We start from the raw sequence: 24,154 nt of genomic DNA, 5'->3' as shown, positions 1-24,154 counted from the left end.
GGTCTACAGTGCATCAATAGGCACTATTCGAATTTTTCGATGGCGGAAAGGACTCGCAGAGTGGAATTGCGGTTTTTGCCGATCTCGTTGCGAATTTCTTCTTTGATGTGGGGGATCTGCGATTGCTGTTTCTTCATGCGTTGAAGAAGAACGACAACGTCTTCGGCAGAGTGAACCACTTGCACGATCATTCCTGATGAATAATTCTTCTTTTGATAAAAAAGAGCTTCGCGATTGTTGCGGTGGTGAGGGCCGACCATCACCGGCAGACCGGCGGCCAAGGCTTCCATCACGCTGTGGACTTGTTTTTTAAAAGAACCGCCGATGAAGGCGATATCACCCCAAGTGTAAAGCTCTGCCAGAATTCCCACTTGATCGATAATCAAAATCGAACCTGCGGGCCACACATCGGCTTGTGAATAACGAACTGAGCGAAGTCCTAGTTCGTTCATTTGTTTTTCTAAAGCTTCCAAATGAGCCGAGGTTGTTTCATGAGGCGCAATGATCACGCGGATGTGCACATTTTTAAGCTTCTCTAAAGCCGGAAGCAGAATGGCTTCATCTTCAGGCCATGTGGAACCGGCGATAAAAATAAAATCCTCAGGGCTGGGGATCAGTTCACTTTTCAGAACTTTGGGATTTTCTAAACGGTGAAAGACTTGATCAAAACGAGTGTCGCCACTGGCCACCACGGGCACATCAATTCCTAGATCATCGAGGTTCTGAATATCTTCAGCAGAGACACAGTGAATCTCCGCAAGGTGATTTAAAGAATAGCGAGTCAGATAACGAGTCACACCTTTAAGGCGGGAAGAATTGTCGGCAAAGGTCGCTGAAAAAAGCGCCGCCGGGATGTTTTTCTTTTTCGCCACGGAAACTAAAACCGGCCACACATCCGTGCGGGAAAAGAGCAAGACACGCGGATTCCATTTTTCAACGAAATCGGTCAGAACAAAGTCTAAATCCCAAGGCAATGCCGCCCAGACATCGACGTCATGAAGACTCTCAAGAATTTTTTTTGCGGACGGGGACGAGTAGGTGACAAGAATCGGAGTATTGGGATGTTGTTTTTTCAGCTCGCGAATCACAGGGCGAGCGTATTCAATCTCTCCGCTTGCGGCGTGAATCCAAAATGGGCGAGCTTCGGCGATTTCTTGTTCCGCACCTGGTTTTTTAATTTTATAAAAGCCGTGATTTTTATCCTCAATCATTTCACGCAACTTGCCTTGTAAGAAAGGACGGAAAAGCTGCAAAAGCAAGTAAGCCAAAGGAACCAGAACAAACTTATAAAAATAAAATATCAAAGAACTCATACAGAACGACCCAATAGAATTTTGAGTTCAGCAGCAATTTGCTGAGGAGTGATATCGACCATACACTGATGGAATTTTTCTTTATTCACGCACGGACCTTGACCATGTTTGCTACAAGGACGGCAGGGAAGTTCGATTTCCATAATACGCGTTGAAGGACGAGACGGAAAGCCAAAGGGCGCAGGCCCCATCATGGCAATGGCTTTCTTTCCTAGCTGTTCAGCGACGTGCAGTAAACCCGTGTCGGCGCTCACCAAAGCAGATGACTGAGCCACAACAGCTGAACTCACTTGCAAAGAACATTTTCCGGCCAGATTCAAAGTTCTATCAGGAGCGACATCGTGAATATCTTCAATAAAAGAATCTTCTGGACCGCCCAGCAAAACAAATTTCTGTCCCGGACAAAGCAGAATCAGTTCTTTCCAGTATTCCTTAGGCCAACGCTTTAAAAAGTGCGCGGACGAAGGTGCCAACGCCACAGAGCCAGCGTAATCACCCAACACTTCATGAGCCTTGCGATGACTTTCCTCACTTGGGAAAATCTGCGGAGCAGGGGGAGCATATTTGGAAACGCCCCAAGGCAAAAGAGGTTCTAATAAATCTCTTTGACCCGAAAAAGGCATTTCAAATGTATTGATACGAAGACGGAATAATAAGAAACGCTTCCAGCGACGAATCGAACGACGAATAAAAGCCGGTCCCAATCCCATAAATCCTAACGGGCGCAGCAGAAAACTAATCACGCGCGAACGCGTGTTATTGTGGGCATCATAAATATGCGTGAAACCTTCTTGGCGCATTTGCAGGCAAAGACGAAGCAGTCCTTTAAAGCCCGCTTTACGGTCAAACTCCCAAATACGGTCGATCGCAGGGTGGTTGAGTAGCAAAGAAGCCATGTCCTTGCGAGTGACCCAGTGAACCTGTGCTTCGGGATAGGTCTTTTTAATGGCCGCGGGAACGCTCAAAGTTTGGACGACGTCGCCAAAGCTTGAAAAGCGAATGATTAAAAATTTAGCACTTTTAGGATCCCGTATTAACATCCCACAAATCCTAGCAAAGCCGCCGAAAAAGGTCACTTGTTTAAAAGTTTATAAAAGGCGAGTTCATAAAGTGGGCCTCGCCGGGCACAGGCTTTGATCTATATTTCTTAGAAGGAGGCCCATGGCTTTCAGAGTCCGACCCATTTTAGGGGCCATTTTAGCATCTTTGTTGGGGTTCATTGCGAACCTAGCGCCGGCTCATGCCCAGGTCCAAACCGAGATGAGATTATTTTCGGATTCCTTCATCAGCCCGACCTTTGAAGCTACGCAAAAAACGAATTATCAGTTTGTCGGTGCTCAGTTGAAAACAGACCCTTTCACTGACGATGTTCTTAAGATGGACGTGGCCGGTGGCGTGGCGATGGGGGCCCCTCTTTTAAACTATCTGAATATCTCTGAGTTCTACGTTCAAAGTCGTCAAAACGAAAACGAAACCTATTATATCGGTCGCAAACGCATGCTGTGGAATGAACTCGATGCGCGCTGGGATTTGGGCGTGTGGGAGCCTCTGTTCAAATGGAATCCATTGCAGCCGGAACGCCAAGGTTTAGTGGGACTTTTCTATCAAGTCGACAAGCCGTACTACACGCTGGTTCTTTTTGCTTCACCCCTTTTCTTGCCCGATCAAGGCCCTAGCTTTGAAATTGAAAATGGAAGTTTCGTGAAGGGAAATCCGTGGTTCCGTCGTCCTCCTGAAAGCATTAAAATCTTCAGTGAAGCGACAGCTATTGATTATAATTTTGATCGCCCGAATGAAACTCAAGTCGTTTTGCAAAACTCATTTGGAGCCAAGATCTCTTTCGGGGATCCGCAAAGTTTCCGGGCGCAATTAAGTTATATTTATAAGCCCGCCAATCAGTTGGCGATCGGCTATGACGGAAATTTAGATATGGCTCAGTTAAAAGGAGCCGTCGAACTTCAGCCCCAAGTGTTTTATCATTCGCTCGCGGGAATGGATGTGAGCTACAAAGTGAACCAGGTTCGCATGGGTTTCAGTGGTCTTTATGATCGTCCGAATAAAGATGATATTTTCGAAGAGCAGTGGACTCATCCGGTATTTGAAGATGCCGTTCTGCTCAGTCCTTTTATCGAATGGACGAATGGTCGTTGGGGAGTCAACCTTCAGCATTTGGATATCATCGGTGGCGATGTGCGTGAAGAAGGGGAATTGGCAAACCCGGATCGCGCGGCTTTAATGACTCGCTATCCTTACAAGCAAGCGCAACAGATTTCCTTAATGACAAACTATGCTTTCCGTAAAAATCGTCGCTTGATCGGAAAACTCAGCTTCACTCATTCTGATAAAAATCAATTTGATCTGGTGCGCTTGAGTGCCCGCTTTCGTTTGTCAGGCATTTGGTCTTTGGTGGGCGAAATGCAAATGGTGAAAGCCGGGGAGCTGACAGCTTCTAATCAAAATGAAATTGCTCAATTCGTGAATAATGACCGTCTGATGTTGGGAGCCGCTTATGTTTTCTAAGAGCAAAATCAACATCGCGATGGCCGCAGCCCTTGCATTCACATCCGTAGGTTGCAGCGAATTCTTAAACGGTAAAAAAGCCGAACCGCAGGTGATGGAGCTTTCAGACGCCAGATTTAAGTGTTTGCAAAGTCTGCCTAATCAGCTGCAAAAGTTTTCGGTGGGTGACGCTCAAGAAAAAGACATTCGTGATGGCTCTGATTGCATGATCGAAGCCCTTTTGTATTTCAATAAGCGTACGTTCGGATCCTTGCCCAATGCCTATACCGTTGAAGAAATGCGTAAGTTCTTCGGAAAGTATTTCTTAAAAGAAAACAACGTGACGCCTCAGTTCGCAGCAGAGCTCATGAAAATCAAACAAGCTCTTTTAGGTGGCGCGACAACATACATCACTAAAGAAGAAATCGTACGTCTGGTTGAAATTCTGAAGGTGGTGCGTGAAGAGGCCGTACAGTTGGCTCCTCACGTAAAAATCTTATTAAATCAAAAGACCCAAAAAACCGCGGAGTGGGAACAAATCACTCAGGCCACCGATCAATTGCGTCTGGCTTTACAGCGCTTATTGGATAAGACTCAAATCGCAAAATCAGAATACAGTTTTGAAGACGCTAAAAAAGCTTTAGCCGGATTTTCCGAGTTCATTCGCGGTGAAACTCCATTTGCCCCTTATGACCAATACAGTGAGTGGATCCCGGTTGTTGAGTCCGTAAAAAACATCTTGATGGGTGAGCGGGCGCAATTCACGAGCAAACTGCAGTGGAGCGAGAGTTTAGATACGCTGATCAATCTTTACGAACTTGCGCTAAAATATCACTATTCATTGAGCGATTTAAAATTCGAAGACCGCAGTAAATTGCGTCAAGTCAGTCAGTTCTTAGGTCAGTCTTTGCAGCTGATTCAAAACTCGCACGGCTTAAAAACGACGGGACGTATCGCGATCAAGGATATTGACAATTTGATCGAACAGCTGACGGCGAAGTTCCCAAGTTCTATCAGTGGCAAGGCTCTGAAAAAGACTTATCGAGCGGTGCTCATCAAAGTCCTAGATCCTGAAAGAAAAGCCGACACACGCGACTTACAAGGTTTGGAACGCAAACATCTGGCAACCATCGCTCGCGAGTTCAATATCTGGCGCTTGCATCAAAGTTTCGTCGACAGCCTTCAGTACGACGAAATGGGTGGTGGATATACGCAGGCAGAACTTTATCAGGCTTACACAAAATTCAATCGCACTTTCGTGATTGAAAAGGGCTTGGTCGATGATGCGTTTGAGCAAAAAGCACTGGAACTTGCTTGGCAAGACTATGGCGAAATCTTGAAGAAAGAAACACCTGTAAGCTTTAACGAGCAGGGGCGTTTGATTATTGCTCGCAACTCAAAAAACATGAAACAAAGCTGGAAGTCTTTGACGAAAGCAAACTTCGTCAGAGCCCTGGCTCGCCTTTTAACTTTGGGTTGGGGTGACAACACTCAAGGTCGCATGACTTCAGCGTCCATTTCCCAACCAGGTTTGATTTCTTGGTACGATGATTTTCAAGAAATCGGGCGCGATTTAAAAGCTTTCGATCCTCGCTCTGCAAATTCAGGCGGTCGCAGCTTTCTTGAAGCGAACTTTTTCACTTTTAGCGGGAATGGCGACCAAGTGATGGACCAAAGCGAAACTTATGAATTCGTAAGTACGCTGGTCGCTGCGGGTCTTTCATCATCCCAAGCCGTTCAAGATCATATGGGTCTTGCGGGTTGTTTGATTGAAGAAAAAGATGTTTTCGGAAATGCCTTTATCAAAGAAGAGTGTTTTAAGTCGCAGATTAGAAAGCACTTTGATCTTTACTTTAATAATCTTCCAGGAATGGTTCAATATGTGCGCAGTTTAAGCACGGCGGACTGGGAGCAGTTCTATCGCCACCTTGCTGTGGCGTCTGAAGCTCCAGCGCAGAAGCGCGGCTATGTCGAAACAGCGAATATTCGTACGATGGTCACGATTCTTCACTACATCGAAGGCTTGATGGTGATGTACGATGCCGATGGCAGTAGCACGCTGTCTTTGGATGAAATTTACGCAGCCACGCCGCGTTTTATGTCCTTCTTTAAAACGGTCACCGATACGAAATCCGAGACTCTTTTGGAAGAGGGCTTTGCTTATCTCGTCTTTAGAGGCTCTATACCCGGAGCTGGAGGCCTTGCGCGCTTCCAATGGGATAAAATGTGGGGCATTGACGACGCTCGCCGCATGGAAATCGTGCGTATCTTTGGAACATTGAAGGATCAATTGAACAAGCCCAAAAACTAAGTTAAGGTCAATTCATGATCTTAAGGGTTCTTCTTTGTCTACTTCTTGTGACGACAGCGCAGGCACATTCATCCATGGAAGATGAAGTTCCTATTATTTTGCGTGGGCCCGCGGCGGAAGGCTCGCGTGATTATCGTCCCGAAGCTCGCGCACGCATTGAAAATATCATCGATCACAAAACCTTGAAGGCCGAATCTACTTTTAATGACTGGCATATCGGGGAAGTTCTGGCCTTAGAATCCCATACGCCTTCGATCGGAATCATCGGCTTTGTTGAAGTCTCGGGGATTGAAAACAATCAAGACGGCACTTACACTTTGACTTGTGAACTTTTGCGCCAATCACGCCTTAACTTTGTGCAAGTGGGCGACCAATTGATGCACTTGGATCTCAGCACGGAAAACGAAAAGTACAAAGGCTCAACAGATCTTATCGTCAAAGAGTCTGATAAAAATATTTCCTCTAAATACAAACCTCTTTTCACGCAAGGGCTTGCGGTCGGTGAAACGGCAGAAACTCTGTGGGAAGGGGAATACATGGTCACTTGGTTCGGTCAGCTCAGTTACGGGGCGACGGAATGGTTGACGGTGAATACGATCGTACCGGCAAACTTTATTGGTGCCTACAATGCGGCGGCAAAAGCCAATGTCTATGAGTCGTACTCGAATGTGGTCTCTACCGGTTTGAGCTTTGCAAAGATTCCTAGCGAAAGCCGCAGCACTCTGAATTTGAATATTTATTGGGATTCTATTTCTTCTGAATCGGTCGTGTCGCACACATTGCTAACGCTGGCTCTTTTTAGTTTTGAAGATGCCGCTGACGCCACGGCCATCAAATCCTTGGGAACAAGCTCTTTGCAATCAGGATATGAATTTATCTTAGGCAACTGGGACCGCGTTCTTTTGGGACCTTCGTACAACTTCGAAAAGAAGGCCGTCGGGGGTTACCTGACTTATCTTAAGATCTGGGATAAGTTTCATTTAAGCTTTTCGATCAACTCGACGGATATCACTTCGTTCAAGCTTTCACCAACCGACGGTTACTACGCGCTCTTTGATGCCTATTGGAGATTTTAGTTCATGAATCGTTTTTTCGTTTCGACTCCACTAGATTATGAAGAGCGCACACTTGCAGAAATGAAAGAGGTCTGGCCTTATCTTTTGGGTAAAGATGCAAAAACTCATACCTTGCCCTTTCCTGAAGTTGAAGTGATGCAAGGCGGGCTTGAGTTCGAAACCGAGTTATTTGCCGCTCTCCAGTTGAATTTCTTTTTAAAGACCGCCAATCGTGTTCTTTTAAGAATGGCCTCTTTCAAAGCGCGAGACCTGCCCAAGTTCTATCAAAAGATGAAATCGCTGCCTTGGAAAGAGTACTTGGCGTCGGCGAATGTTGAATGGGAAGTGGCGGCGCAAAAAAGCCGCTTGAATAATGAAAAGCGTCTGCAAGACAGTGCGGAATCCGCTTTGAGTGAAATATTCAAAGGCGTCGCGGCAACAGATCTCTGCGGATCGATCTACATCCGCATGGATGATGACCTTTGCACGATCAGTTTAGATAGTACAGGCGAACATCTGCACAAGCGTGGATGGTCTGTCCTAAAAGGGGAAGCCCCGTTGCGCGAAACCATCGCGGCGTATCTTTTAAAAGAGATGACAAATGATTTGACGCCAGCCGAGCTTTCCCAAGTGACCCTGTTAGATCCCATGATGGGTTCAGGGACTCTTCTCAGTGAGGCCCGCGCATTATGGAGTGGGCAGTTCGCACGACCTTTTGCTTTTCAAAAGTGGAAGAAAGTCCCGAAGCTTTTTCTTTCACCTAGCTTTGCTTTTAACTACGAGATGCCAGCCGCTCATGGCTTTAAGAAATTTGTCGGCTTTGATATCAGCGAGGACATGATTCCAGCGGCAGAAAAGAATTTCGCTGAAGTCGAGCGTCAGCTTCAAGAAGTGCAGAAGTCCTCGTTTGCGTCGGCTCCGCGTGAATTCAAAGTCCAAGATGCCCTGGAAGGAACGTATCCCTCTGAGGGCCCCCTGTGGCTGATTTTAAATCCTCCTTATGGAGAGCGTTTGCCCACAGCTATTAAAGGTGGTCTTAAAGGGCTGGTCGACGTCCTTTGTGGTCAGTATAAGCCCGAGCGCCTGGGTATTCTTTACCCTGATAAAGAGCGTGTTCAGAACCCGCCTGCGGGTTATAAAGTCCTTAAAGAGCTTAAAATCAATAATGGCGGACTTCGCTGCCTGTTTACTCTTTTGACACGTCTGTAAATTTTTAGGAATTGGTTAGATTTGCGGAGGGCGGCAGAGGTTCCACTAGAATCTTCCCCTGTTTCAGGATAAATTCCCGAGCCATGAAAACATCCGTCATTTTATCTGCTTTATTCGTTTCTTCTGCTCTATTAACCACGGCTTGTACGCCTCGTGATGTCTCTGTCACTGACAAGAACACACGTGCGAAGATTCAAGCGCAAAATGCTCGTAAATCCGGGAAGCCCGGAGCAAGTGGCGGCGAATTTAGAATCGGCGGATATTCTGGCGTGGCCGTACTTGCAGATAAGGCCATCGAAGTTTTGGATGTTGTTCGTTTGGCAACTTCGGAAGATAAAACAATCAAGTCTCAGTACAAAGTTTCTGAAAGAGTCGCTCTGAAAGACGGCGAGGGTTACACAGTGACTTTGAATGCCGCTAATGACCTGATCTCTTATGACGTTGCCGGTGTAGAGTATAAATCTACACTGAATAAAAAATGGAATGTGACGGTTAAAACGGCTGAAAATAAAATTCAGTCTTTGACGGCGACAGTGGCTAATTCAAAAACTGTTATCGATAAAGAAAAAGGCGTGACGTTTTTGAATGTTTTTGAAAACGACATGAAGCTGACTTTAACTGCCATTGAAGGTTCTGACTCTTATCAAGCCTCTTTGGTTTCTAAAGGGACTGTAAATGGCCGTTTGAATAAAGCAGCCAACACGGGGAGTATGGAAACTGTCCTGAGTTTTGAAGTGGATGCTGCGGGTCTTGAAAGCGGAAAAGCTTCTATTACGAAGTTTGACGGTAAGTTCGTATTTACGAAAAAAGATGAAGAAAGAGCTAACACGAGCACTGCCAAAGGTGAGTTGAATATCACTTTGGATCCTTTCTGCTCTACAGCGGAAGGAAAATTGGTTTTGGGTGGCTCGAAACCTAAAAACATGATTCTGACAAAAACAGAAATCGTTGTTGAAGGTACAAAGTTTAAAGCAGCAACGGCGACTTGTGGTGAAAGCCCCACAGTAGATTTCAGCCGTCTTTTCATCTGGTAGTTGAAAATCTCAAATGCTGAAATAAAAAAAGCCGCGAAGTTCGCGGCTTTTTTTATTCGTGAAGAAAGATCTTTCGATCTCTTCCGTATCTTTAAAAGAAAACTACTTCTTACCTTTGGTTTTCTTAGTCTCTTTCGCCGCAGGTTTCGTCGGAGCTTCTTCTTTTACAGGGTTCTTTGCTTCGCTTCTTTGTTTCAAGCGAACATAAAGCGGGAAGTGGTCGGCCACACCTTCCATTTTGTCGTAATCCCAACGCTTTGGATATTTTCCTTTAGACAAGTGAACATCGTCATAGCGAATCACGTCGATTGTATTTGGAAGCATTTGATAGCTGCCTTTGCCGTCAGCTAGCAAAGCTTTGCTGTAAACGTGAGCATCAAGGAAAGACCAAGACTTGCGATAGTTGTGCGTTCCTGGACATTCTTTGCAACCTACAAAGTGAGAAACCGCTCCACCTTGTTGGAAGATATCACGGAAGATGTGATAACTATTCTCTTCCTCGTGCGTGATATTTAAGTCCCCGCCGAAGATCACCATCGCATCAGGGCCTTTAGATTTGATCAGATCCGTCGCGAAAGTCGCAATTTGTTGGCGCCAGTAAGTCGGGTTTGCTTGAGAAGGGAAGTGCGCCGCCATAAACGTAATAGGATCGCCATTAGGTGCCTTTACGGTTACTTCAAGGATACGACGAGAGCGTTCCATCCACTCGCGGTCTTTTTCTTCTTTAGGCTTCCAAGGGATAGGGTGCAAGATCGGCTTACCAACTACAGGGAAGCGAGACAAAAACGCCAAGTTGATACCGCGTTTATCGGGGCCATCAATAATGACTTCTGTGATGTAGCCTGCTTCTTTAAGATATTCTGTATTCAATTTATGAAGAACAACGTCGCTTTCGATCTCCATGATCATCAAAGCGTCGGGTCCTTTGCCATCGACGCCTAAAATAACTTTAGCAACGTTAGCAAGTTTCTTATTTAAAGCCTCTTCGCTCCAATCGGTGCTTAGGCACTCGCCACGGCGGTAGCTACTGTCATTATTTTTGACACAAGCTTCGCGCAGCTTAGGATCGGCATTTTTCGCCGACAAAGGCATATAGGTTTCATCGTTGTGACCGGGCGTTTTTACGGTGTCGAAAAGGTTCTCTACGTTGAAGGACATGACGCTGATTTCGTCAGCCGCTTTTGGTGGTAGATCCCACTTTTCTTTTTTGAAGGAAACGGCACATCCAGCCAGAGCTAGAAGGGCGATGCAAAGGATGAGTTTTTGAATGAGTCGTAAATTTTTCATGACGTCACACTAAGGGGTTTGTGGACTCATCTCAAGTCGAAAGAGTTTTAGGATTAGGTTGAGACATACTATGTCTAAACTTTGGATATTGCGCAATGCGCAGCGCTATGGCATAAACACCCCCGATCCAGACTGGAATACTAGGAGTACGTATGTTGAGAAAATCGCTCGCTTTAGCCCTTTCCTGCCTTTTCGTGGCATCCCCCTCTTTCGCGGCGGTTTTAGACGGAGAAGACTTCGGTGCGCAGATTTCTACAGACGCGGGTCGCTTCAACGACTGGAACATGTCGTTCTTTTCTATCGCTTCTGTGCAAAACATGAAGCCAGGTAAAACGGCAACAGACACGCGCTCCATGGACACCTACAGCTATCTTTCTTTAAACTACAAATTGGATTCTAACAGCCGTGCTTCTTTGCGTGTTCCATTTAACTTCACAACTCAAGGTCAAAACGAATACGGCGACGAAGTCACTTCTGATTTTTCTTTGAACGACATTCACTTCGTGTATTCAAACTACGACTTGGGTTACATCGGTGACGTGGATCTTTCTGGTAAAGTAAAATGGTACTTACCAACAAGCCGTATTTCTCAGAACCAAAAAACAATCAGCAAAATCCGTCTTGAAGGTTATGCCGATTTGGCGTTGTCTCGTTCGATTCTTGTGGCTTACGTAGCGAAGCCGGACATTTACTTACAAAGCCAAACAGCGTCTTTCAATCAAGACGTACCTCAATTCGATGATGGTGGTTACGTGTTTGACCCTCGTCAAACAACGAAGCAATTTGGTCTTGAGCACTATCTTCAATTCCAATGGGACATCAACTCGATGTTTAGTATCACGACGAAATCAGGCTTCAACGAAAGCTGGTACCACACTTCGAACGTGGAAGATCTAGAAGGCAATCACACAACGGCTCTTCGTTTGGGTGCGAGCTTGTGGATCCGCCCAATGCGCGGTCTTTCGTTCACATTGGGTGTTAGCAACGACACCATGCTAAACAGCTATCGTGGTCAGGACATCGCTTTCGTCCAACCGCAAAATACGCAGTATTCTTTAATGACCAACGCTTGGGTATTCTAGCTTTCCTTTCAGCGACGGATTTGGAAGTGGCGTAGCCCTTCTGCAAACCCGTCGCTACGGTCGGCACGCCATCCTGGCTCATCAGCGCCGGCTTCGCCGGTTCGGCCATCCAGGCCCGCTGAAGGCCGAGCCTTCGGACGGATTTGCAGAAGGGCTACGCCACTTCCAAATCATTGCTAAAAGCCGTCGTTCTTCAATCTTAGTTTAAATTAAAAGAATGTTTTTGATTTGTGATTGGATCTACGAACGAAAGCTCGTTGGCTTCGAGTTCGATTTTTTCGATGTCGTCGATTTTCTTAGCGCCGTAGGCGTGATCTCCAATTATCGGGTGTTTTTCGTAGCCTAGTTGTGCGCGGATTTGGTGGGTTCTTCCTGTGAGTAGATGAATTTTTAATTCGCTGCGGTTTTCTGCGAGTAATTTGATATCTAGTATTTCAAGCACGCAGTCTTGCCAGCCTTCTTGGGGTTCGCGTGACACTGTTTTTGGGGCTCGAGGGGAAGGCTCCATATAGTGAGTTAGTAATCCCTTTGCTAATCCTTGTCCTTCTACCGTGGCTTTATAGATTTTTGTCATCTCTCTTTGTAAGAGAAGTTTGTTGAACTCACTTTGAAATTTTAGGTTTTTCGCAAAGACGATCAGGCCTCTGGTGGGAACGTCTAAGCGGTGAGTGACAAAAAGATCGCAGCCCAAAGTTTTGCTTAGATAGAATTGCAGATGTTCTTGATCGTTGTCGACGCTGGCGTGAACGGGGATGCCGGAAACTTTGTTGGCGACGATGAAATTTTCGTCGTTAAAAATCACGCGATTATTCCAATTGATATTGAAAAGGGGGAAGCGGCGGGGTTTGGTGTGCACGCGAAGATAGTCGCCTGTGGAAACCGAGAAATCTTCTTTAACTCTTTTGTGGTTCAAATAAATGGAGCCAAGACCCAACAAAAATTCGATCTCGGTCCGGTCGAGGGACAAAGTGCTCAATAAAACATCAATAAGTCTTCCAGACTGAGGACTTATTATGTGTCTTACTCCATATTCAAAACCTCTGGCACTCTGCATACTATTCCTTAACAAAGAAACTACACATAGCACGGTGTGGTAAGTGTGTTCAAGTGCGACGCTTTCCCGCATAGTGGTTGCCTTAGGAGAACTGTAATTGGAATTTGCTAACGAGCCCATATTTCAATGGATGTCGCAATTTGCCTACCAACCCGGTACGGTCTATGCGGCTTTAATTGGTATGATGATGCTTTCGGCAGTTGGTTTTCCTTTGCCGGAAGAAGTGACTTTGATCAGCGTGGGTATTTTGGCCTTTATGGGGGCGCATCCACAACACTTCCCGCCGCCCTACGAAGGCGCACCGGTCGTCAGCGTTCACACAGCTTCTATTATTGCCTTTACCGCCGTCGTCGGTGCCGATTTCATTATATATCTGATAGGGCGGGTCTTCGGTCGGAAATTGCTCTATCATCCACGAGTTCGTAAGTTCTTCCCTGAGCACATGATGAAACGAGTGGAAGAGTGGACTCACAAGTACGGCGCTTATGCGTGCGGTATCTTCCGTTTTACTCCAGGCCTTCGTTTTCCGGGGCACTTGGCTTGCGGGATGTTGCGCTATCCCGCGTGGAAGTTTTTAGTCATTGATGGGGTTGCCGCTTTGATCAGTGTTCCGACGCAAATCTATCTTCTGGCTCACTACGGCGAGCCGATCCTGAAATACCTTCGTCAGTTCAAACTCGTTGTATTTGCTTTGATCGGTCTTTTGATCGTGTACTTCTTAGTAAAAAAGCTCAGAGACAAGTGGCTTCAAAGAGCTGCAGCGAACAACAGTTAGAAATAAAAAAAGGGCCTTTGAAGGCCCTTTTTCTTTTGCAGTTTAACCTGCTTTTTTTCCATAAACGGTTTCAGGACTGAGCTCGCAGCATAAGTGCAGAGCCACTGGTTTTGAGTGGAATACAGGCTCCACATCTTTCCAGAAGATCTTCTCATAACCGCTTTGCAAACCGTAAATTTCTTCACGGATTTTGAAGAGAAGTCCTGCTGGAGAACCCAACAGCCAATCCATTTGTACCAAGTAAAAAGCTTCTTCAAGTTCAACGGGGTTTAATGAAGAAACGAAAGTTTTCGGAAGATTGTCCACCAAGTGACACGCGTTGTGTGAATATTTGTGGAAAGCTTTTTCCATCGGATTGACGAAAAGCTTATCTACACGAGTATCGGGAGTCTTTGGGCCCGAGAATGGTTGAGAAAACTTTTTGAAATTCCAATATAGAAGAGCGTCGTTGACGACATACTCTGCGCGCGGCAAGTAGTCCGTGATCGCATCGACTTTCACAGCCTCATGCGAAGGATCTTCAACGTGAGCATTGTGATCGATCGCAACAAGACTTCTTAGGTGATAAAGGAAAGAGTACAAAGCATGCAATTTCTCTGTGAAGGGTTTTGAGAAATTCAAGCCGAAGTTATAAAGCAATGGCGCGCCGATTTTATTTTCAAATGAAGCAAAAGTATCTAGAAGCGGCCACAAAGCCGTCAGGTCTACACCCCAAGGTTTGATCGCCATTTCAAAGTGCTCATTGAAAAGATCTTCAAACTCCGCACAGTATTCAGGATTCACCACCGCAAGGTGAGATTGCAATGCGCGAACGCGTTTTTGTGAACGCTCATACAGCTCTGAATGCGGATCTAACGCTTTCCAAGCCTCAACCGCAAAAGAATAATCAAGATGGGGAGTCGCCACAGGACTTTTAATGTAGTGGTTCAATTTGACCAACGACAATCCGGTCAATGCGTCCGCGTGATATTTAAACGGCGCTGTCGGAGAAAACTTCTTATAGCTTTCTTCCTGATTCCAGAATTGCACTTTCAAAGGACGCCAAGTTGCACCCTTTTCCATCGTTACATCAAAACCCAAGCGTAAGCTTTTATGCTTCATAGAGACTCCTTCACCTGGAACATATCGGCGGAATTTGAACCTTGTTCGAGTCCTGCTTTTCACGATATAACCAGGACCTATGATTGGTTTTGGATTCTGGATCGATGCTCATGGACACTTGGCCGACCCTCGCTGGGACGGGCAGCAGGACGCTCTTATTGAAGAGGCCCGCGGCCGTGGCCTGCATTTCTTCATGCAAGGAGGCGTAGGGCCTGAAGACTGGGCAAGACAGCAAGAGCTTAAAAAACGCCATCCTGCCCATATAGGACTTTGTTTTGGCCTGCATCCTTATTGGGTGGCGGCTCACGACGATGAGGAGTGCGAAGAGGCTTTAAATCTTTTAGCCTCTGCCTTACCGCAAGCCTTAGCTATCGGCGAGATGGGTTTGGATTTTCGCCCTCACATCATGAAAGATTCCCGCGAGCGGCAGTTGGATGTCTTTGCCGAGCAGATTGAGCTTGCGCACTTTTCGCAAAAACCGATGGTTCTTCACTTAGTGCAAGCGCACGAAGAAAGTTTAAAAATTTTAGACCTGTACGGCGTTCCGAAACAAAAAGGTATGGTACATTCTTTCAACGGCAGCGGGGCCAAGGCGCAAGATTTCCTAAACAGAGGCTTGTATCTTTCCATCGGCGGGCCGGTGTGTCGCCCTGACAACAAGAAGTTGCATCAGGCCGTGAAAGAAATGCCTTTAGAGTATCTTCTGATCGAAAGTGACAGCCCGGATCAGCCTCCACCTGCCTATAAAGATGGCTTAAATCCTCCTGAGAGTATCTGGGAGGTGGCAAGAACTATAGGGGAGCTAAAATCACTTGATCCTCTAGAAATATTAGATATCACTACGGGTAATTTTCACAGACTGATAGGGAAGTAACGGAGAGACCATGAACCAAACTCCTGAGCAACAAACTCCAGAAACAAATCTGCCTCAACCACCAGAAACACAATACGTTTTGCACCGTCGTTTTGATCGCATGGGCCGTTTGGTGGGCGATGATGTGATGAAAAAACTTTTCAACACGCACGTGATGGTGATTGGTTTGGGTGGCGTGGGCTCTTGGGCCGCAGAATCTTTGGCTCGTTCAGGCGTCGGCAAATTGACGATCATCGATTTTGATGAAATCTGCATCACGAATGCAAACCGTCAGCTTCATGCTCTGCAAGGTCTTGTTGGAAAGAAAAAAGCCGAAGTGATGGGAGAGCGTCTTCGTAAGATCAATCCCCAAGCGACAGTGAATGTCATCCCTGAATTCTACAACGAAGAAAATTCAGAAATGATGCTGTCGCACAATCCGGACTTCATCGTGGATGCTATCGACAACATGACTGCAAAAACTCACTTGTTAGCGACTTGTAAATCACGCGGTATCAAAGTGATCACTTCCGGTGGTTCCGCTGCGAAAATGGATCCACTTCGTATTAAGTTGATGGACTTGGGTGAAACTTACGCCGATCCTATGGCGGCTTCTGTGCGCAAAATTTTGCGCCAAAAGTTCAACTTTCCTGACACGAAAAAATTTGGCATTCCTTGTGTGTTCTCTGACGAGATTCCACGACTTCCAGAAGAACTTAAATATGATAACGGTCAGGGCTTTAAGTGTGTTTGCCCGACGAAGAGCAGTCTTCACGGTTGTGACAATCGCAACGTGATTCACGGAACGGCAAGCTTCGTGACGGGATCTTTCGGTTTGGCGATGGCTTCTTATATCGTGAATCAGATCCACGCTGACGTGAAAGCGGCCAACGCGCCAACAAAAAATGCGGGTGAAGAATGATCGTTTTAGCTTGGTTCACTTTGATCGGAATTATTATTCTTATTGGCTTCGCTTTGGTAGGGGCCACTTTTGTTCATTGGTATAAAGAGAAAAAGATCGCTCGTAAAGCCGCGGCCGCAGCCCAAGTATCTGCGTCCCTGGAATAACGCTTCCTTTAGGCCTTCAGTGCCAATTTTCGTCGACCTGCCTAGTTTCTTAGGCGGGTCTTTCACCTTATAAAGATTAAGACACTCATTAAGATGGCATACTTATGGCTCCTTAGAAGTTCATTCGGAGTCGTTTATGAAAAAGCCAAGAATTGCCTTCATTCTATCGTCTTTTATCGTCAGCCTTTCCTTGTCGTCACAAGCGGCCATAACGTCACTTGATTCTCAAGACGCGGCTTTGTTTGACCAATCCTATTCGCTTCTCAAAAAGATTTATTCCGTTGATTCTCGGGGACGTGTCGCTGCAGCACCCGGAATTGAGCTTTTCAAAATGCCCACGAATGATATTTACAGCACAGAATACGCAACCGTTATTCCTGGCGTGCTTTCATGGCAAGATCGGGTAAAAACAAGTGAGTCCACTCGTCACTTCGAAGGCTGTGTCGGTTTTGAAATCTCTTCGGATGCGACCGTTGGGGAGCTATCGGCGGCAGAGATTTCGCGTCGCTTTTATTCAGGCTTTAAAAATATCAACGCCTATTTTAATTCCGCTAAAATAGGAAATGCTTCCCGGACGCTGACTTTAGCTGATGGTCGAACTGCGGTAGCGACGGAAGTGATTGAGGCCACGATTGAATCCGTCGACCGTCATCAAGGTGAGTACTATCAGAAACAACTGGAAGTCTATCATAGTAAGGGTAAGGGGGCTTTAGATAAGACCTCCGAGCGCGTTCCCTATTCGATCACTCACACGGTTATCTATCGTGAAATGCAAACGCAAAAGGTTGTCGGCGTCGAATATTTTGAATCTTCTTTAGAAAGCACGCATGCACTCGTGCGCACTCGTCAGCGCGATTCTGCACTTTTGACGCAGGATAAGATTCCTCAAGGCCTTGTCGCTTACGGCCGTTGCACGTTGCCAATTGCTAAGGAACAGTAGAGTCTTCGCTTCACCGGTCCTTGTGTATCGCAAGACTCAAGAGTATTCTGAGAAGGAAAGTAGGTTTCTATGAAGCTGCGAATTCCCTATCAGGACAAAATCACCTTGGGATACTCTTTGGCTCGTTCTGCTCATTTTGCGGCTCAACAGTTTTCCCTTCCTATTTTTGAATTTCTGACGACCGGAAAGCGCAAACACCGTCATTCGTTAGAACCTCAAAAAATAAAATTGGCCTACACCGAATTGTATCGTCTTTTAAAAAAGGACGCCGAAAACATTCAACACGGGTATTACCCAATGGATGTTTTAAAGCCAGAAAACTTGGCGGAGCATTTTCGTCGTTATCCGCGTATCATTATGGATGGCTATCAAATCGCCAAGCGCCGAATGGATCGAAATCAAAAAGACTTTAACGAAGAAGCTAACGAGTTTCTTAAAGAACTCCCTGAGTACTATCAGCGCAATTTCCACTTTCAAACGGGCGGCTATTTAACGAAAGAGTCCGCAGATCTTTATGAGCACCAAGTGGAAATTCTTTTCTCCGGTGCGGCGGATGCTATGCGCAGATTGATCATTCCTTTGGTGAAAGATTTTTATCCTGGCCAGGGCGAGGGGCTGCACTTTTTGGAAGTGGCGGCGGGGACCGGAAGGTTGACGCGTTTTATGAAGCTCGGATTCCCTAAGGCGCGCATCACGGTTTTAGATTTGAGCTATCCTTACTTGAAAAAGGCTCAAGACAATTTGCACGATTTTGATCGCCTGGATTTTGTGCAAGGAGCGGCCGAAGATTTGCCGTTCCAGGGTGGCAAGTTCGACTTTGTTTATTCTTGCTTCTTATTTCACGAGCTGCCTCTGGAGATTCGTCGCCAGGCCGTAGCTGAAGGTCACCGTGTTTTGAAGGAAGGTGGACTCTTTGGCTTTGTCGACTCTGTGCAAAAAGAGGATACCAAAGACTTCGATTGGGCTTTAGAGCAATTCCCTGTGGACTTTCATGAACCTTTTTACAAGAACTACACAATGAATCCGATGGAAGGCCTGCTGTCTTACCAAGGCTTCGCGAAAATTAAAAAGGATCAGGGCTTTTTCGCCAAGGCCGTTGTCGGGCAAAAGCCATTCTCTTCTTGAGTTTTACGTTAAAAGTGCTACTTTCGGGGTCCTTTGATGGTAGCTAGAAGTCTTTAAACGGTCTCAACCGGCGTGAAGCCTTTCAGCTTTCATTAAAAACACAAGGAGCTGAAATGGGACCTATTACACAGTTTATCGATCATCACTACCGCCACTTTAATGCCGCTGCATTGAAAGACGCAGCTAAAGGCTACAAAAAACACATCGATAACAAAGGCCAAATGCTTGTGACACTAGCCGGTGCTATGTCGACAGCGGAATTAGGTCTTTCATTGGCTGAAATGATCCGCCAAGGAAAAGTTCACGCTATTTCTTGTACAGGTGCAAATCTTGAAGAAGACGTTTTCAACTTGGTTGCGCATGATCACTACGAGCGCATTCCGAACTACCGTGATTTGACTCCGCAAGATGAGCAAAAACTTTTGGAAAAGCACTTAAACCGTGTGACTGACACGTGCATCCCTGAAGAAGAAGCCATCCGTCGTATTGAAAACGTGGTTTTGGAATACTGGCAAGACGCTGATAAAAAAGGCGAGTCTTACTTCCCACATGAATTCATGTACAAAATTCTTCTTTCTGGAAAACTAGAGCAGTACTACCAAATCGATCCAAAAAATTCTTGGTTGTTGGCTGCGGCTGAAAAAAATCTTCCAATGGTTGTTCCAGGTTGGGAAGACTCTACATTGGGTAACATCTTTGCTGGTCACTGCATTAAAGGCGACATCAAGAAATCCACAACTGTTAAAGGTGGTATCGAGTACATGAAGACTTGGGCTGAGTGGTACATGGGTGCTTCTAAAGCGGCTCCTGTCGGCTTCTTCCAAATCGGCGGTGGTATCGCGGGAGACTTCCCAATTTGCGTAGTGCCAATGCTTGAGCAAGACTTGGGTCACGAAGACGTTCCTTTGTGGAGCTACTTCTGCCAAATCTCTGATTCTACAACATCCTATGGCTCTTACTCTGGTGCTATTCCAAATGAGAAAATCACTTGGGGTAAATTGGCTCCAACAACTCCAAGCTACATCGTTGAATCGGATGCGACTATCTGTGCGCCTTTGATCTTCGGTTATGTTTTGGGTTGGTAATTTTTAGTTCCTTCATAGAACGTTCATAAGAAAAAAGGGTCTCGAGCAGAGACCCTTTTTTATTTTTTGGCGCCTCCCAGATCAAAGCGATCAAGAATGCCGGTTAAAAAGAAGTTTGTGCGGCACAATCTAAGATCTTTCCCTCGCGAGTGGTGACAACATAGGCGGGGAAAGAGGCTCTCTTGGTTTCAATCCAGGGGTAGGAGATTGCTCTCAGTTCAAAGAAAAGTCGGGTTGAAAACTGAATGTAGGACTTTCCGTCAACTTTACGAATATCTTTTTTCTGTAAATAGTCTCCAAGCCAAAGCCGATGAATTTCAAGGCCGGAAGGAATGCGGCTTTTAAGTTCATCGGTCAGCTCAAGCAAAGTCTCTGAAGAATCTTGAGTCGCACCTTGGTAAAATACTTTGTGTTTTTTGTTAAGTAAGAACAATCCGCAGGCTTGGGGATTTTCGAAAAGATCCTGTGTTTCTGACAAGAAGTTGGCGGCATTTTGATGAAAGCGATAGCGCTCGACGACCTCATTCCATAAAAATGGTTCCGGAGAGTTGGCTTCCGCCAAAAGAATAAGACAGACCGACAAGCCCGCCGCAATCAAAGCCAGGCGCAACGACTCTTTCACGGTTCGCCCTGACGTTTTCCATAGGGACGAAGTATAACCTCGAAAATACCGGCATTGATCTGCTCGGTCAGACGCGTAGGAGCTAAGTCCGCACTGGATTCTTTCTTTCCGCGGCCATAAAGCTCCTCGATAGAGAGGTTCAAAATATCACTGATGCGAAACAAATGTTCAATCTTACGGGGCTGCTGTCCGGCCAACCAGTGATAAATAGTTTTAGCAGGAACCCCAGAGAGCCGGGATAGCTGGGCCACCGTGAGCTTTCGATCATCTAAGATGCGGCGTAAACTTTGAGTCAGGCTCATAGAAAAAGACCTTTCGACCAAACCAATCTTAGTTTTTAAAAACTTTCATGATTCAGGTACAAAATTCTCGCTTCCGAGAACAAGTTCTCGTGAACGGGATAATTATTTCGATGTGTCTTAATCGAGCTGATAACGAAGTGAAAACATCAGCCCTACGAGTAGTCCATTTAGGCAACAGACCAAAGCCTCAAAGCCGTTTGGCAAAACCAGTATATAAAGATGCTTTAGAAATGCAAGCCGGGAATGCAACACTGCCAGTTAAGGCTTGCATTTGCGGAAACAAAACGAAAGCATCATTAGCATGAAAATCGAAGATCTTTTTATCTATCCCATTAAATCTGCGCGAGCGCAAAACGTGAAAGATATGAAAATCACCACGGAAGGACCCGAAGGGGATCGCCAGTGGATGCTGGTGGATGAAAACGGCCGATTTCTTTCGCAAAGATCTTTGCCGAAGATTGCAACGATTGAAGTTTTTCAAGATGAAGCCTCTTTGACTATCGGCTTTCAGAAGATGTTCTTTAAGATCTCGAAGAACAATTCCTTTAAAAGAAAAATCACCGTTCAAGTTTGGAATGACAGTTTTGAAGCCGCCCTTGAGCCTGATTTATATTCCCAGGGTATTTCGCAATATTTAGGGGTGAACTGCAAACTCGTTCGCTATGCTCCCTTTTCGCACCGACGTGTTCGTTCGTTACAAGAAGAAACCTGGAAGCCCGAAGTGCGCTTTGCCGATGCGCGACCCTTGCTCTTGGTAAATACGAAAAGCCTTGAAGATTTGAACTCCCGATTGGCCGAACCTGTGGGAATGGATCGCTTTCGTCCCAATATCATTTTTCAGGGGCAAACGGCCTTTGAAGAGGATGGGTGGAATCGCATCCGCATTGGGGAAGTGACCTTTTCTCAACCGAAAAGAAGTGCTCGTTGTGTGATGATCACGATCGATCAAGTGACCGGCGAAAAGAAAGGCCCTGAGCCTTTAAAGACCCTATCCACTTATCGTAAGGAAGGCGCAGGCGTCTTTTTTGGCACCTTGTGGATTCCTGAAAACGAAGGTCTTATTCAAAAAACCGACAGTCTTGAGGTTCTAGGTTAAAAAAAATCATTTCTGAGTCTGCCTTGGATCATCAGGTAAAAATGACCCGCAGGCTGCCAATTTACGTCGCTGTAAAATCCTTTAGCAGTCCATAAAATCCTAACCGCATCTTTACAGCGGCCTGGTCCGTGCACTCTTGCTTCCCGAATGAACGTCTTTTTCCAAGGTTGAAGCATGTATAAGGCAAAATTCATATTTGTTTTGTTCGTTTTTGTCGTGAAGTTTGCGGTGGCGGCGACGCCAGCCTCTACGGGGTTGCACCTGTCTTTTGAACAAAGACTGGCGTTGACCTATGCGCTTTTAGCTCAAGGGGAGTCTCAGGAAAACAAGCAAGAGATTCTAGAAAGAGCCAAAGCTTACTTCCAAGGCGTCTATAATAAAGAAGTGGAACACGTCAAAGTGAAGAACTTTGAAGAGTTCTTGCGTCTGCATAAAGGGGCTTGGCCAAATACTCACAGCGTGAAGCTGGATCTTGAAATTCTGGAAAAACAAGGTCCTCGCGCCATGAAAATCTTTGAGGCCGAAAGTCCTCGCATCCAAAAACAGATTGATACTTATTTAGAGTGGCAACAAGAGCAGTTAAAATCCATGGCGCAAAAGCAAAATAGCGGCGAATCTTTGGATATGGAAAAGCTTGCGGGTCAGGCGATGGCTCTTTTGCAAAATCCCGAAGCGCAAAAAATTGCGGAAAATTGGGCCCTGCAAGAAAGTGAAGCCTTGTTGGCAGACCGTATGAAAGAGTTAGACCGCGTGGGCGAAAAAATCGCGCAAAATGGTTTTGCTCAACAGCAAGATAAGACCATGAGAATCTTCATGGAGACCATGTTCAGTGAATACTTCTCGCGCTTGTCGCCAGAATCAAAAAAGCTCATCGTGTCTTCTTACTTGGGCGGAGATCTTTTAATCTCGGACATGAAAAAGTTCGAAATCATGGTGCAAAATAGCGGTCCCCAATTGCAAAAGCTTTTGCAAGTCGTCGCACGCCAAGCAGATTTAGGCCCTGAAATGCTCGAGGTCTTCCGCACTTTAGAAAACTCGGTGCGTCCCGTGCCATGGGTGCAAGTCGAGCAAATCGTCAGTAAAGAACATGGAAACTACAAGTTTACTTATTTTGAAAGAAAAGCTTTGGGTGTAGGAACAATGGCGCAAGTTCATCGCGCTAAAATCACCGTGGATGGAAAGCGCCATGACGTGGTCGTGCGTTTCATCAAGCCGGGTATTGCTGAAAGAGTGCAAGAGGATAAAGTTATTCTGACGGAAGTCGCAAAAATTCTGGATAACAATCCAGAGTTCCGTAAAACAGGAGCACCGAAGCTTACGCCCATTATTGAGGATATCACAGCGACCGTAACGGCAGAACTCAGCCAAGAAGACACGATTCGTCGTCAGCAGTTGGCAAAGACTCGTTACGACAGAACAGTTTTGATGAAGACTCCGGAATACAAGAACTACATCGAGTTCAACGTGCCTCGTATCTATGAATCGACGGGTGAATCCAATCTGATGGTTCAAGAAATGGTGATCGGAAAAAAACTCGATAAAGAGGTGGCGCTTTATAAAGAAGTCGCTCCCGAAATGAAGAAGGCGGTTATCGAAAACATGGCCAAACTGTGGGCCAATGAAGTGATGTTCGGTGGCGGCTTTTATCACTCGGATCTGCATCAAGGTAACTTCATGATGCATGTCACAGATCCTAAGATTCGTCTGCACATTCTGGATTTCGGTATGGGTGGAGTGATTTCCGAGTCGATGCAACGTCAGGTGATGGTCTTGGGCGCTGGAACTGAACTTTTAAATGCGGAACTGATTGCGCGTGCCTTCTGGAATTTGAGCGATAAAAATAGAAATACGGTCAATCAAACTCAGCTGCAAAGCTTGGTGGCTGAGCGCATTCGCCGAATCCACTCCGGTGCCGAAGTAAATACGTCCTTAGAGCACTGGACAGCTTTTGCAATGGATAACGGAATCAAACTTCCTTACGAATTTGTCAGCTTGAACCGCGGTATTGTTATTGTGAATAAGCTTTTGGCCGATGCTGGAAGTAAGCTCACTGTGACGAGCATGATGAAAAGTTATGCGGTTGCACATCCGGCGATGGTTTATCAAAAGCTTGTGGTGGAAGAAAAGATTTCTCGCGCGGACCTGATCAAATTAGGTTGGAGCGAAATGAAAAGTGTGATCTTCGGTGCGAAGGAAAAGGTTGTGGCTCCTGCGGCGGGGGCGTTACGCTGCGAAGCTATTTTTCTTTAATCCCTTTTCCGCGAATTAAGAGTGAGTAATCCATAGAGTATTTGATTGTTGCAGGGTTCACGCCTCTCCACAATGGAGAAAAAAGGGGGACCC

General features: G+C 45.9%; 22 protein-coding genes. 15 read left to right on the top strand and 7 right to left on the bottom strand.

All coding sequences use genetic code 11. The annotated features are described in order from the left end of the window. Positions 1 to 23 precede the first annotated feature (23 nt). Both AZI85_RS14490 and AZI85_RS14485 read right to left on the bottom strand, forming a co-directional pair. Positions 24 to 1,313: a 3-deoxy-D-manno-octulosonic acid transferase gene (locus AZI85_RS14490; protein ID WP_063244744.1), complete on the bottom strand. Its 1,290-nt coding sequence runs from the start codon at positions 1,311 to 1,313 to the stop codon at positions 24 to 26. Further along, a complete protein-coding gene (locus tag AZI85_RS14485; RefSeq protein ID WP_063244743.1) occupies positions 1,310 to 2,353 on the bottom strand; it encodes a glycosyltransferase family 9 protein in 1,044 nt (347 codons plus the stop codon). The genes AZI85_RS14490 and AZI85_RS14485 overlap by 4 nt, the downstream gene beginning before the upstream one ends. 121 nt (positions 2,354 to 2,474) lie before the next feature. On the opposite strand from AZI85_RS14485, the gene AZI85_RS14480 reads away from it, so the two are divergent. The 5 genes from AZI85_RS14480 (at position 2,475) to AZI85_RS14460 (ending at position 9,421) form a co-directional block, all read left to right on the top strand. Continuing rightward, the gene (locus AZI85_RS14480; RefSeq protein WP_063244742.1) at positions 2,475 to 3,833 is read left to right on the top strand and encodes a hypothetical protein; all 1,359 of its coding nucleotides are present in this window, start codon (positions 2,475 to 2,477) and stop codon (positions 3,831 to 3,833) included. Next, positions 3,823 to 6,123: a hypothetical protein gene (locus AZI85_RS14475; protein WP_063244741.1), complete on the top strand. Its 2,301-nt coding sequence runs from the start codon at positions 3,823 to 3,825 to the stop codon at positions 6,121 to 6,123. The genes AZI85_RS14480 and AZI85_RS14475 overlap by 11 nt, the downstream gene beginning before the upstream one ends. Before the next feature lie 14 nt (positions 6,124 to 6,137). Continuing rightward, entirely contained in the window at positions 6,138 to 7,199 is a 1,062-nt protein-coding gene (locus tag AZI85_RS14470) for a hypothetical protein (protein WP_253721012.1), read from the top strand. A gap of 3 nt (positions 7,200 to 7,202) precedes the next feature. Continuing rightward, complete coding sequence (locus AZI85_RS14465) at positions 7,203 to 8,387, top strand: THUMP domain-containing class I SAM-dependent RNA methyltransferase (protein WP_063244740.1); 1,185 nt, start codon at positions 7,203 to 7,205, stop codon at positions 8,385 to 8,387. Positions 8,388 to 8,470: 83 nt separating this feature from the next. Continuing rightward, positions 8,471 to 9,421, top strand: coding sequence for a hypothetical protein (locus AZI85_RS14460; protein WP_063244739.1), 951 nt, complete (start codon positions 8,471 to 8,473; stop codon positions 9,419 to 9,421). Between the two features lie 102 nt (positions 9,422 to 9,523). On the opposite strand, the gene AZI85_RS14455 is transcribed toward AZI85_RS14460, so the two are convergent. Further along, entirely contained in the window at positions 9,524 to 10,708 is a 1,185-nt protein-coding gene (locus tag AZI85_RS14455) for an endonuclease/exonuclease/phosphatase family protein (protein ID WP_063244738.1), read from the bottom strand. A 152-nt stretch (positions 10,709 to 10,860) separates the two neighbouring features. Between AZI85_RS14455 and AZI85_RS14450 the strand changes: the two genes are divergently transcribed. After that, on the top strand, positions 10,861 to 11,790 hold the full coding sequence (locus tag AZI85_RS14450) for a hypothetical protein (protein WP_063208539.1): 930 nt from the start codon (positions 10,861 to 10,863) through the stop codon (positions 11,788 to 11,790). A gap of 199 nt (positions 11,791 to 11,989) precedes the next feature. On the opposite strand, the gene AZI85_RS14445 is transcribed toward AZI85_RS14450, so the two are convergent. Next, complete coding sequence (locus AZI85_RS14445; protein WP_063244737.1) at positions 11,990 to 12,844, bottom strand: RluA family pseudouridine synthase; 855 nt, start codon at positions 12,842 to 12,844, stop codon at positions 11,990 to 11,992. A gap of 97 nt (positions 12,845 to 12,941) precedes the next feature. Between AZI85_RS14445 and AZI85_RS14440 the strand changes: the two genes are divergently transcribed. Continuing rightward, complete coding sequence (locus AZI85_RS14440) at positions 12,942 to 13,619, top strand: DedA family protein (protein WP_253721011.1); 678 nt, start codon at positions 12,942 to 12,944, stop codon at positions 13,617 to 13,619. Between the two features lie 42 nt (positions 13,620 to 13,661). Here the strand turns inward: AZI85_RS14440 and AZI85_RS14435 are convergent, their stop codons facing one another. Then, positions 13,662 to 14,720, bottom strand: a complete 1,059-nt coding sequence (locus tag AZI85_RS14435; RefSeq protein WP_063244735.1) for a hypothetical protein — start codon at positions 14,718 to 14,720, stop codon at positions 13,662 to 13,664. A 79-nt stretch (positions 14,721 to 14,799) separates the two neighbouring features. On the opposite strand from AZI85_RS14435, the gene AZI85_RS14430 reads away from it, so the two are divergent. From AZI85_RS14430 to AZI85_RS14410, 6 genes are all read left to right on the top strand, one after another. Continuing rightward, positions 14,800 to 15,594 carry a TatD family hydrolase gene (locus AZI85_RS14430; protein WP_063244734.1) on the top strand — a complete coding sequence of 265 codons (795 nt, stop codon included), beginning with the start codon at positions 14,800 to 14,802 and terminating at the stop codon, positions 15,592 to 15,594. Positions 15,595 to 15,604: 10 nt separating this feature from the next. Continuing rightward, positions 15,605 to 16,495: a tRNA threonylcarbamoyladenosine dehydratase gene (locus tag AZI85_RS14425; protein WP_063244733.1), complete on the top strand. Its 891-nt coding sequence runs from the start codon at positions 15,605 to 15,607 to the stop codon at positions 16,493 to 16,495. Beyond that, complete coding sequence (locus AZI85_RS17745; protein WP_172795340.1) at positions 16,492 to 16,641, top strand: hypothetical protein; 150 nt, start codon at positions 16,492 to 16,494, stop codon at positions 16,639 to 16,641. The genes AZI85_RS14425 and AZI85_RS17745 overlap by 4 nt, the downstream gene beginning before the upstream one ends. A 136-nt stretch (positions 16,642 to 16,777) precedes the next feature. Then, positions 16,778 to 17,581, top strand: a complete 804-nt coding sequence (locus tag AZI85_RS14420; RefSeq protein ID WP_063244732.1) for a hypothetical protein — start codon at positions 16,778 to 16,780, stop codon at positions 17,579 to 17,581. 69 nt (positions 17,582 to 17,650) lie between these two features. After that, positions 17,651 to 18,706 carry a class I SAM-dependent methyltransferase gene (locus AZI85_RS14415; RefSeq protein ID WP_063244731.1) on the top strand — a complete coding sequence of 352 codons (1,056 nt, stop codon included), beginning with the start codon at positions 17,651 to 17,653 and terminating at the stop codon, positions 18,704 to 18,706. 113 nt (positions 18,707 to 18,819) lie between these two features. Next, entirely contained in the window at positions 18,820 to 19,791 is a 972-nt protein-coding gene (locus AZI85_RS14410; RefSeq protein WP_063208523.1) for a deoxyhypusine synthase family protein, read from the top strand. Between the two features lie 103 nt (positions 19,792 to 19,894). On the opposite strand, the gene AZI85_RS14405 is transcribed toward AZI85_RS14410, so the two are convergent. After that, on the bottom strand, positions 19,895 to 20,413 hold the full coding sequence (locus tag AZI85_RS14405) for a hypothetical protein (protein WP_063244730.1): 519 nt from the start codon (positions 20,411 to 20,413) through the stop codon (positions 19,895 to 19,897). After that, on the bottom strand, positions 20,410 to 20,715 hold the full coding sequence (locus AZI85_RS14400) for a helix-turn-helix domain-containing protein (RefSeq protein ID WP_063244729.1): 306 nt from the start codon (positions 20,713 to 20,715) through the stop codon (positions 20,410 to 20,412). The genes AZI85_RS14405 and AZI85_RS14400 overlap by 4 nt, the downstream gene beginning before the upstream one ends. Positions 20,716 to 21,016: 301 nt before the next feature. On the opposite strand from AZI85_RS14400, the gene AZI85_RS14390 reads away from it, so the two are divergent. Both AZI85_RS14390 and AZI85_RS14380 read left to right on the top strand, forming a co-directional pair. After that, positions 21,017 to 21,811, top strand: a complete 795-nt coding sequence (locus AZI85_RS14390) for an MOSC domain-containing protein (protein WP_063244727.1) — start codon at positions 21,017 to 21,019, stop codon at positions 21,809 to 21,811. A gap of 174 nt (positions 21,812 to 21,985) precedes the next feature. Next, on the top strand, positions 21,986 to 24,061 hold the full coding sequence (locus AZI85_RS14380) for an AarF/UbiB family protein (RefSeq protein ID WP_063244725.1): 2,076 nt from the start codon (positions 21,986 to 21,988) through the stop codon (positions 24,059 to 24,061). Positions 24,062 to 24,154: the final 93 nt, after the last annotated feature.

The sequence above is a fragment of the Bdellovibrio bacteriovorus genome (assembly GCF_001592755.1).
In the GTDB taxonomy this organism is placed as follows: Bacteria; Bdellovibrionota; Bdellovibrionia; order Bdellovibrionales; family Bdellovibrionaceae; genus Bdellovibrio; species Bdellovibrio bacteriovorus_E.
Note: the sequence above shows the minus strand (reverse complement) of the source record. Positions and strands in the feature narration are given on the sequence as shown.

What these genes read in the sequence shown, in the direction of transcription:
- AZI85_RS14490 (WP_063244744.1), bottom strand. Translation starts at nt 1,313, where the DNA reads ATGAGTTCTTTGATATTTTATTTTTATAAGTTTGTTCTGGTTCCTTTG.
- AZI85_RS14485 (WP_063244743.1), bottom strand. Translation starts at nt 2,353, where the DNA reads ATGTTAATACGGGATCCTAAAAGTGCTAAATTTTTAATCATTCGCTTT.
- AZI85_RS14480 (WP_063244742.1), top strand. Translation starts at nt 2,475, where the DNA reads ATGGCTTTCAGAGTCCGACCCATTTTAGGGGCCATTTTAGCATCTTTG.
- AZI85_RS14475 (WP_063244741.1), top strand. Translation starts at nt 3,823, where the DNA reads ATGTTTTCTAAGAGCAAAATCAACATCGCGATGGCCGCAGCCCTTGCA.
- AZI85_RS14470 (WP_253721012.1), top strand. Translation starts at nt 6,138, where the DNA reads ATGATCTTAAGGGTTCTTCTTTGTCTACTTCTTGTGACGACAGCGCAG.
- AZI85_RS14465 (WP_063244740.1), top strand. Translation starts at nt 7,203, where the DNA reads ATGAATCGTTTTTTCGTTTCGACTCCACTAGATTATGAAGAGCGCACA.
- AZI85_RS14460 (WP_063244739.1), top strand. Translation starts at nt 8,471, where the DNA reads ATGAAAACATCCGTCATTTTATCTGCTTTATTCGTTTCTTCTGCTCTA.
- AZI85_RS14455 (WP_063244738.1), bottom strand. Translation starts at nt 10,708, where the DNA reads ATGAAAAATTTACGACTCATTCAAAAACTCATCCTTTGCATCGCCCTT.
- AZI85_RS14450 (WP_063208539.1), top strand. Translation starts at nt 10,861, where the DNA reads ATGTTGAGAAAATCGCTCGCTTTAGCCCTTTCCTGCCTTTTCGTGGCA.
- AZI85_RS14445 (WP_063244737.1), bottom strand. Translation starts at nt 12,844, where the DNA reads ATGCAGAGTGCCAGAGGTTTTGAATATGGAGTAAGACACATAATAAGT.
- AZI85_RS14435 (WP_063244735.1), bottom strand. Translation starts at nt 14,720, where the DNA reads ATGAAGCATAAAAGCTTACGCTTGGGTTTTGATGTAACGATGGAAAAG.
- AZI85_RS14430 (WP_063244734.1), top strand. Translation starts at nt 14,800, where the DNA reads ATGATTGGTTTTGGATTCTGGATCGATGCTCATGGACACTTGGCCGAC.
- AZI85_RS14425 (WP_063244733.1), top strand. Translation starts at nt 15,605, where the DNA reads ATGAACCAAACTCCTGAGCAACAAACTCCAGAAACAAATCTGCCTCAA.
- AZI85_RS17745 (WP_172795340.1), top strand. Translation starts at nt 16,492, where the DNA reads ATGATCGTTTTAGCTTGGTTCACTTTGATCGGAATTATTATTCTTATT.
- AZI85_RS14420 (WP_063244732.1), top strand. Translation starts at nt 16,778, where the DNA reads ATGAAAAAGCCAAGAATTGCCTTCATTCTATCGTCTTTTATCGTCAGC.
- AZI85_RS14415 (WP_063244731.1), top strand. Translation starts at nt 17,651, where the DNA reads ATGAAGCTGCGAATTCCCTATCAGGACAAAATCACCTTGGGATACTCT.
- AZI85_RS14410 (WP_063208523.1), top strand. Translation starts at nt 18,820, where the DNA reads ATGGGACCTATTACACAGTTTATCGATCATCACTACCGCCACTTTAAT.
- AZI85_RS14400 (WP_063244729.1), bottom strand. Translation starts at nt 20,715, where the DNA reads ATGAGCCTGACTCAAAGTTTACGCCGCATCTTAGATGATCGAAAGCTC.
- AZI85_RS14390 (WP_063244727.1), top strand. Translation starts at nt 21,017, where the DNA reads ATGAAAATCGAAGATCTTTTTATCTATCCCATTAAATCTGCGCGAGCG.
- AZI85_RS14380 (WP_063244725.1), top strand. Translation starts at nt 21,986, where the DNA reads ATGTATAAGGCAAAATTCATATTTGTTTTGTTCGTTTTTGTCGTGAAG.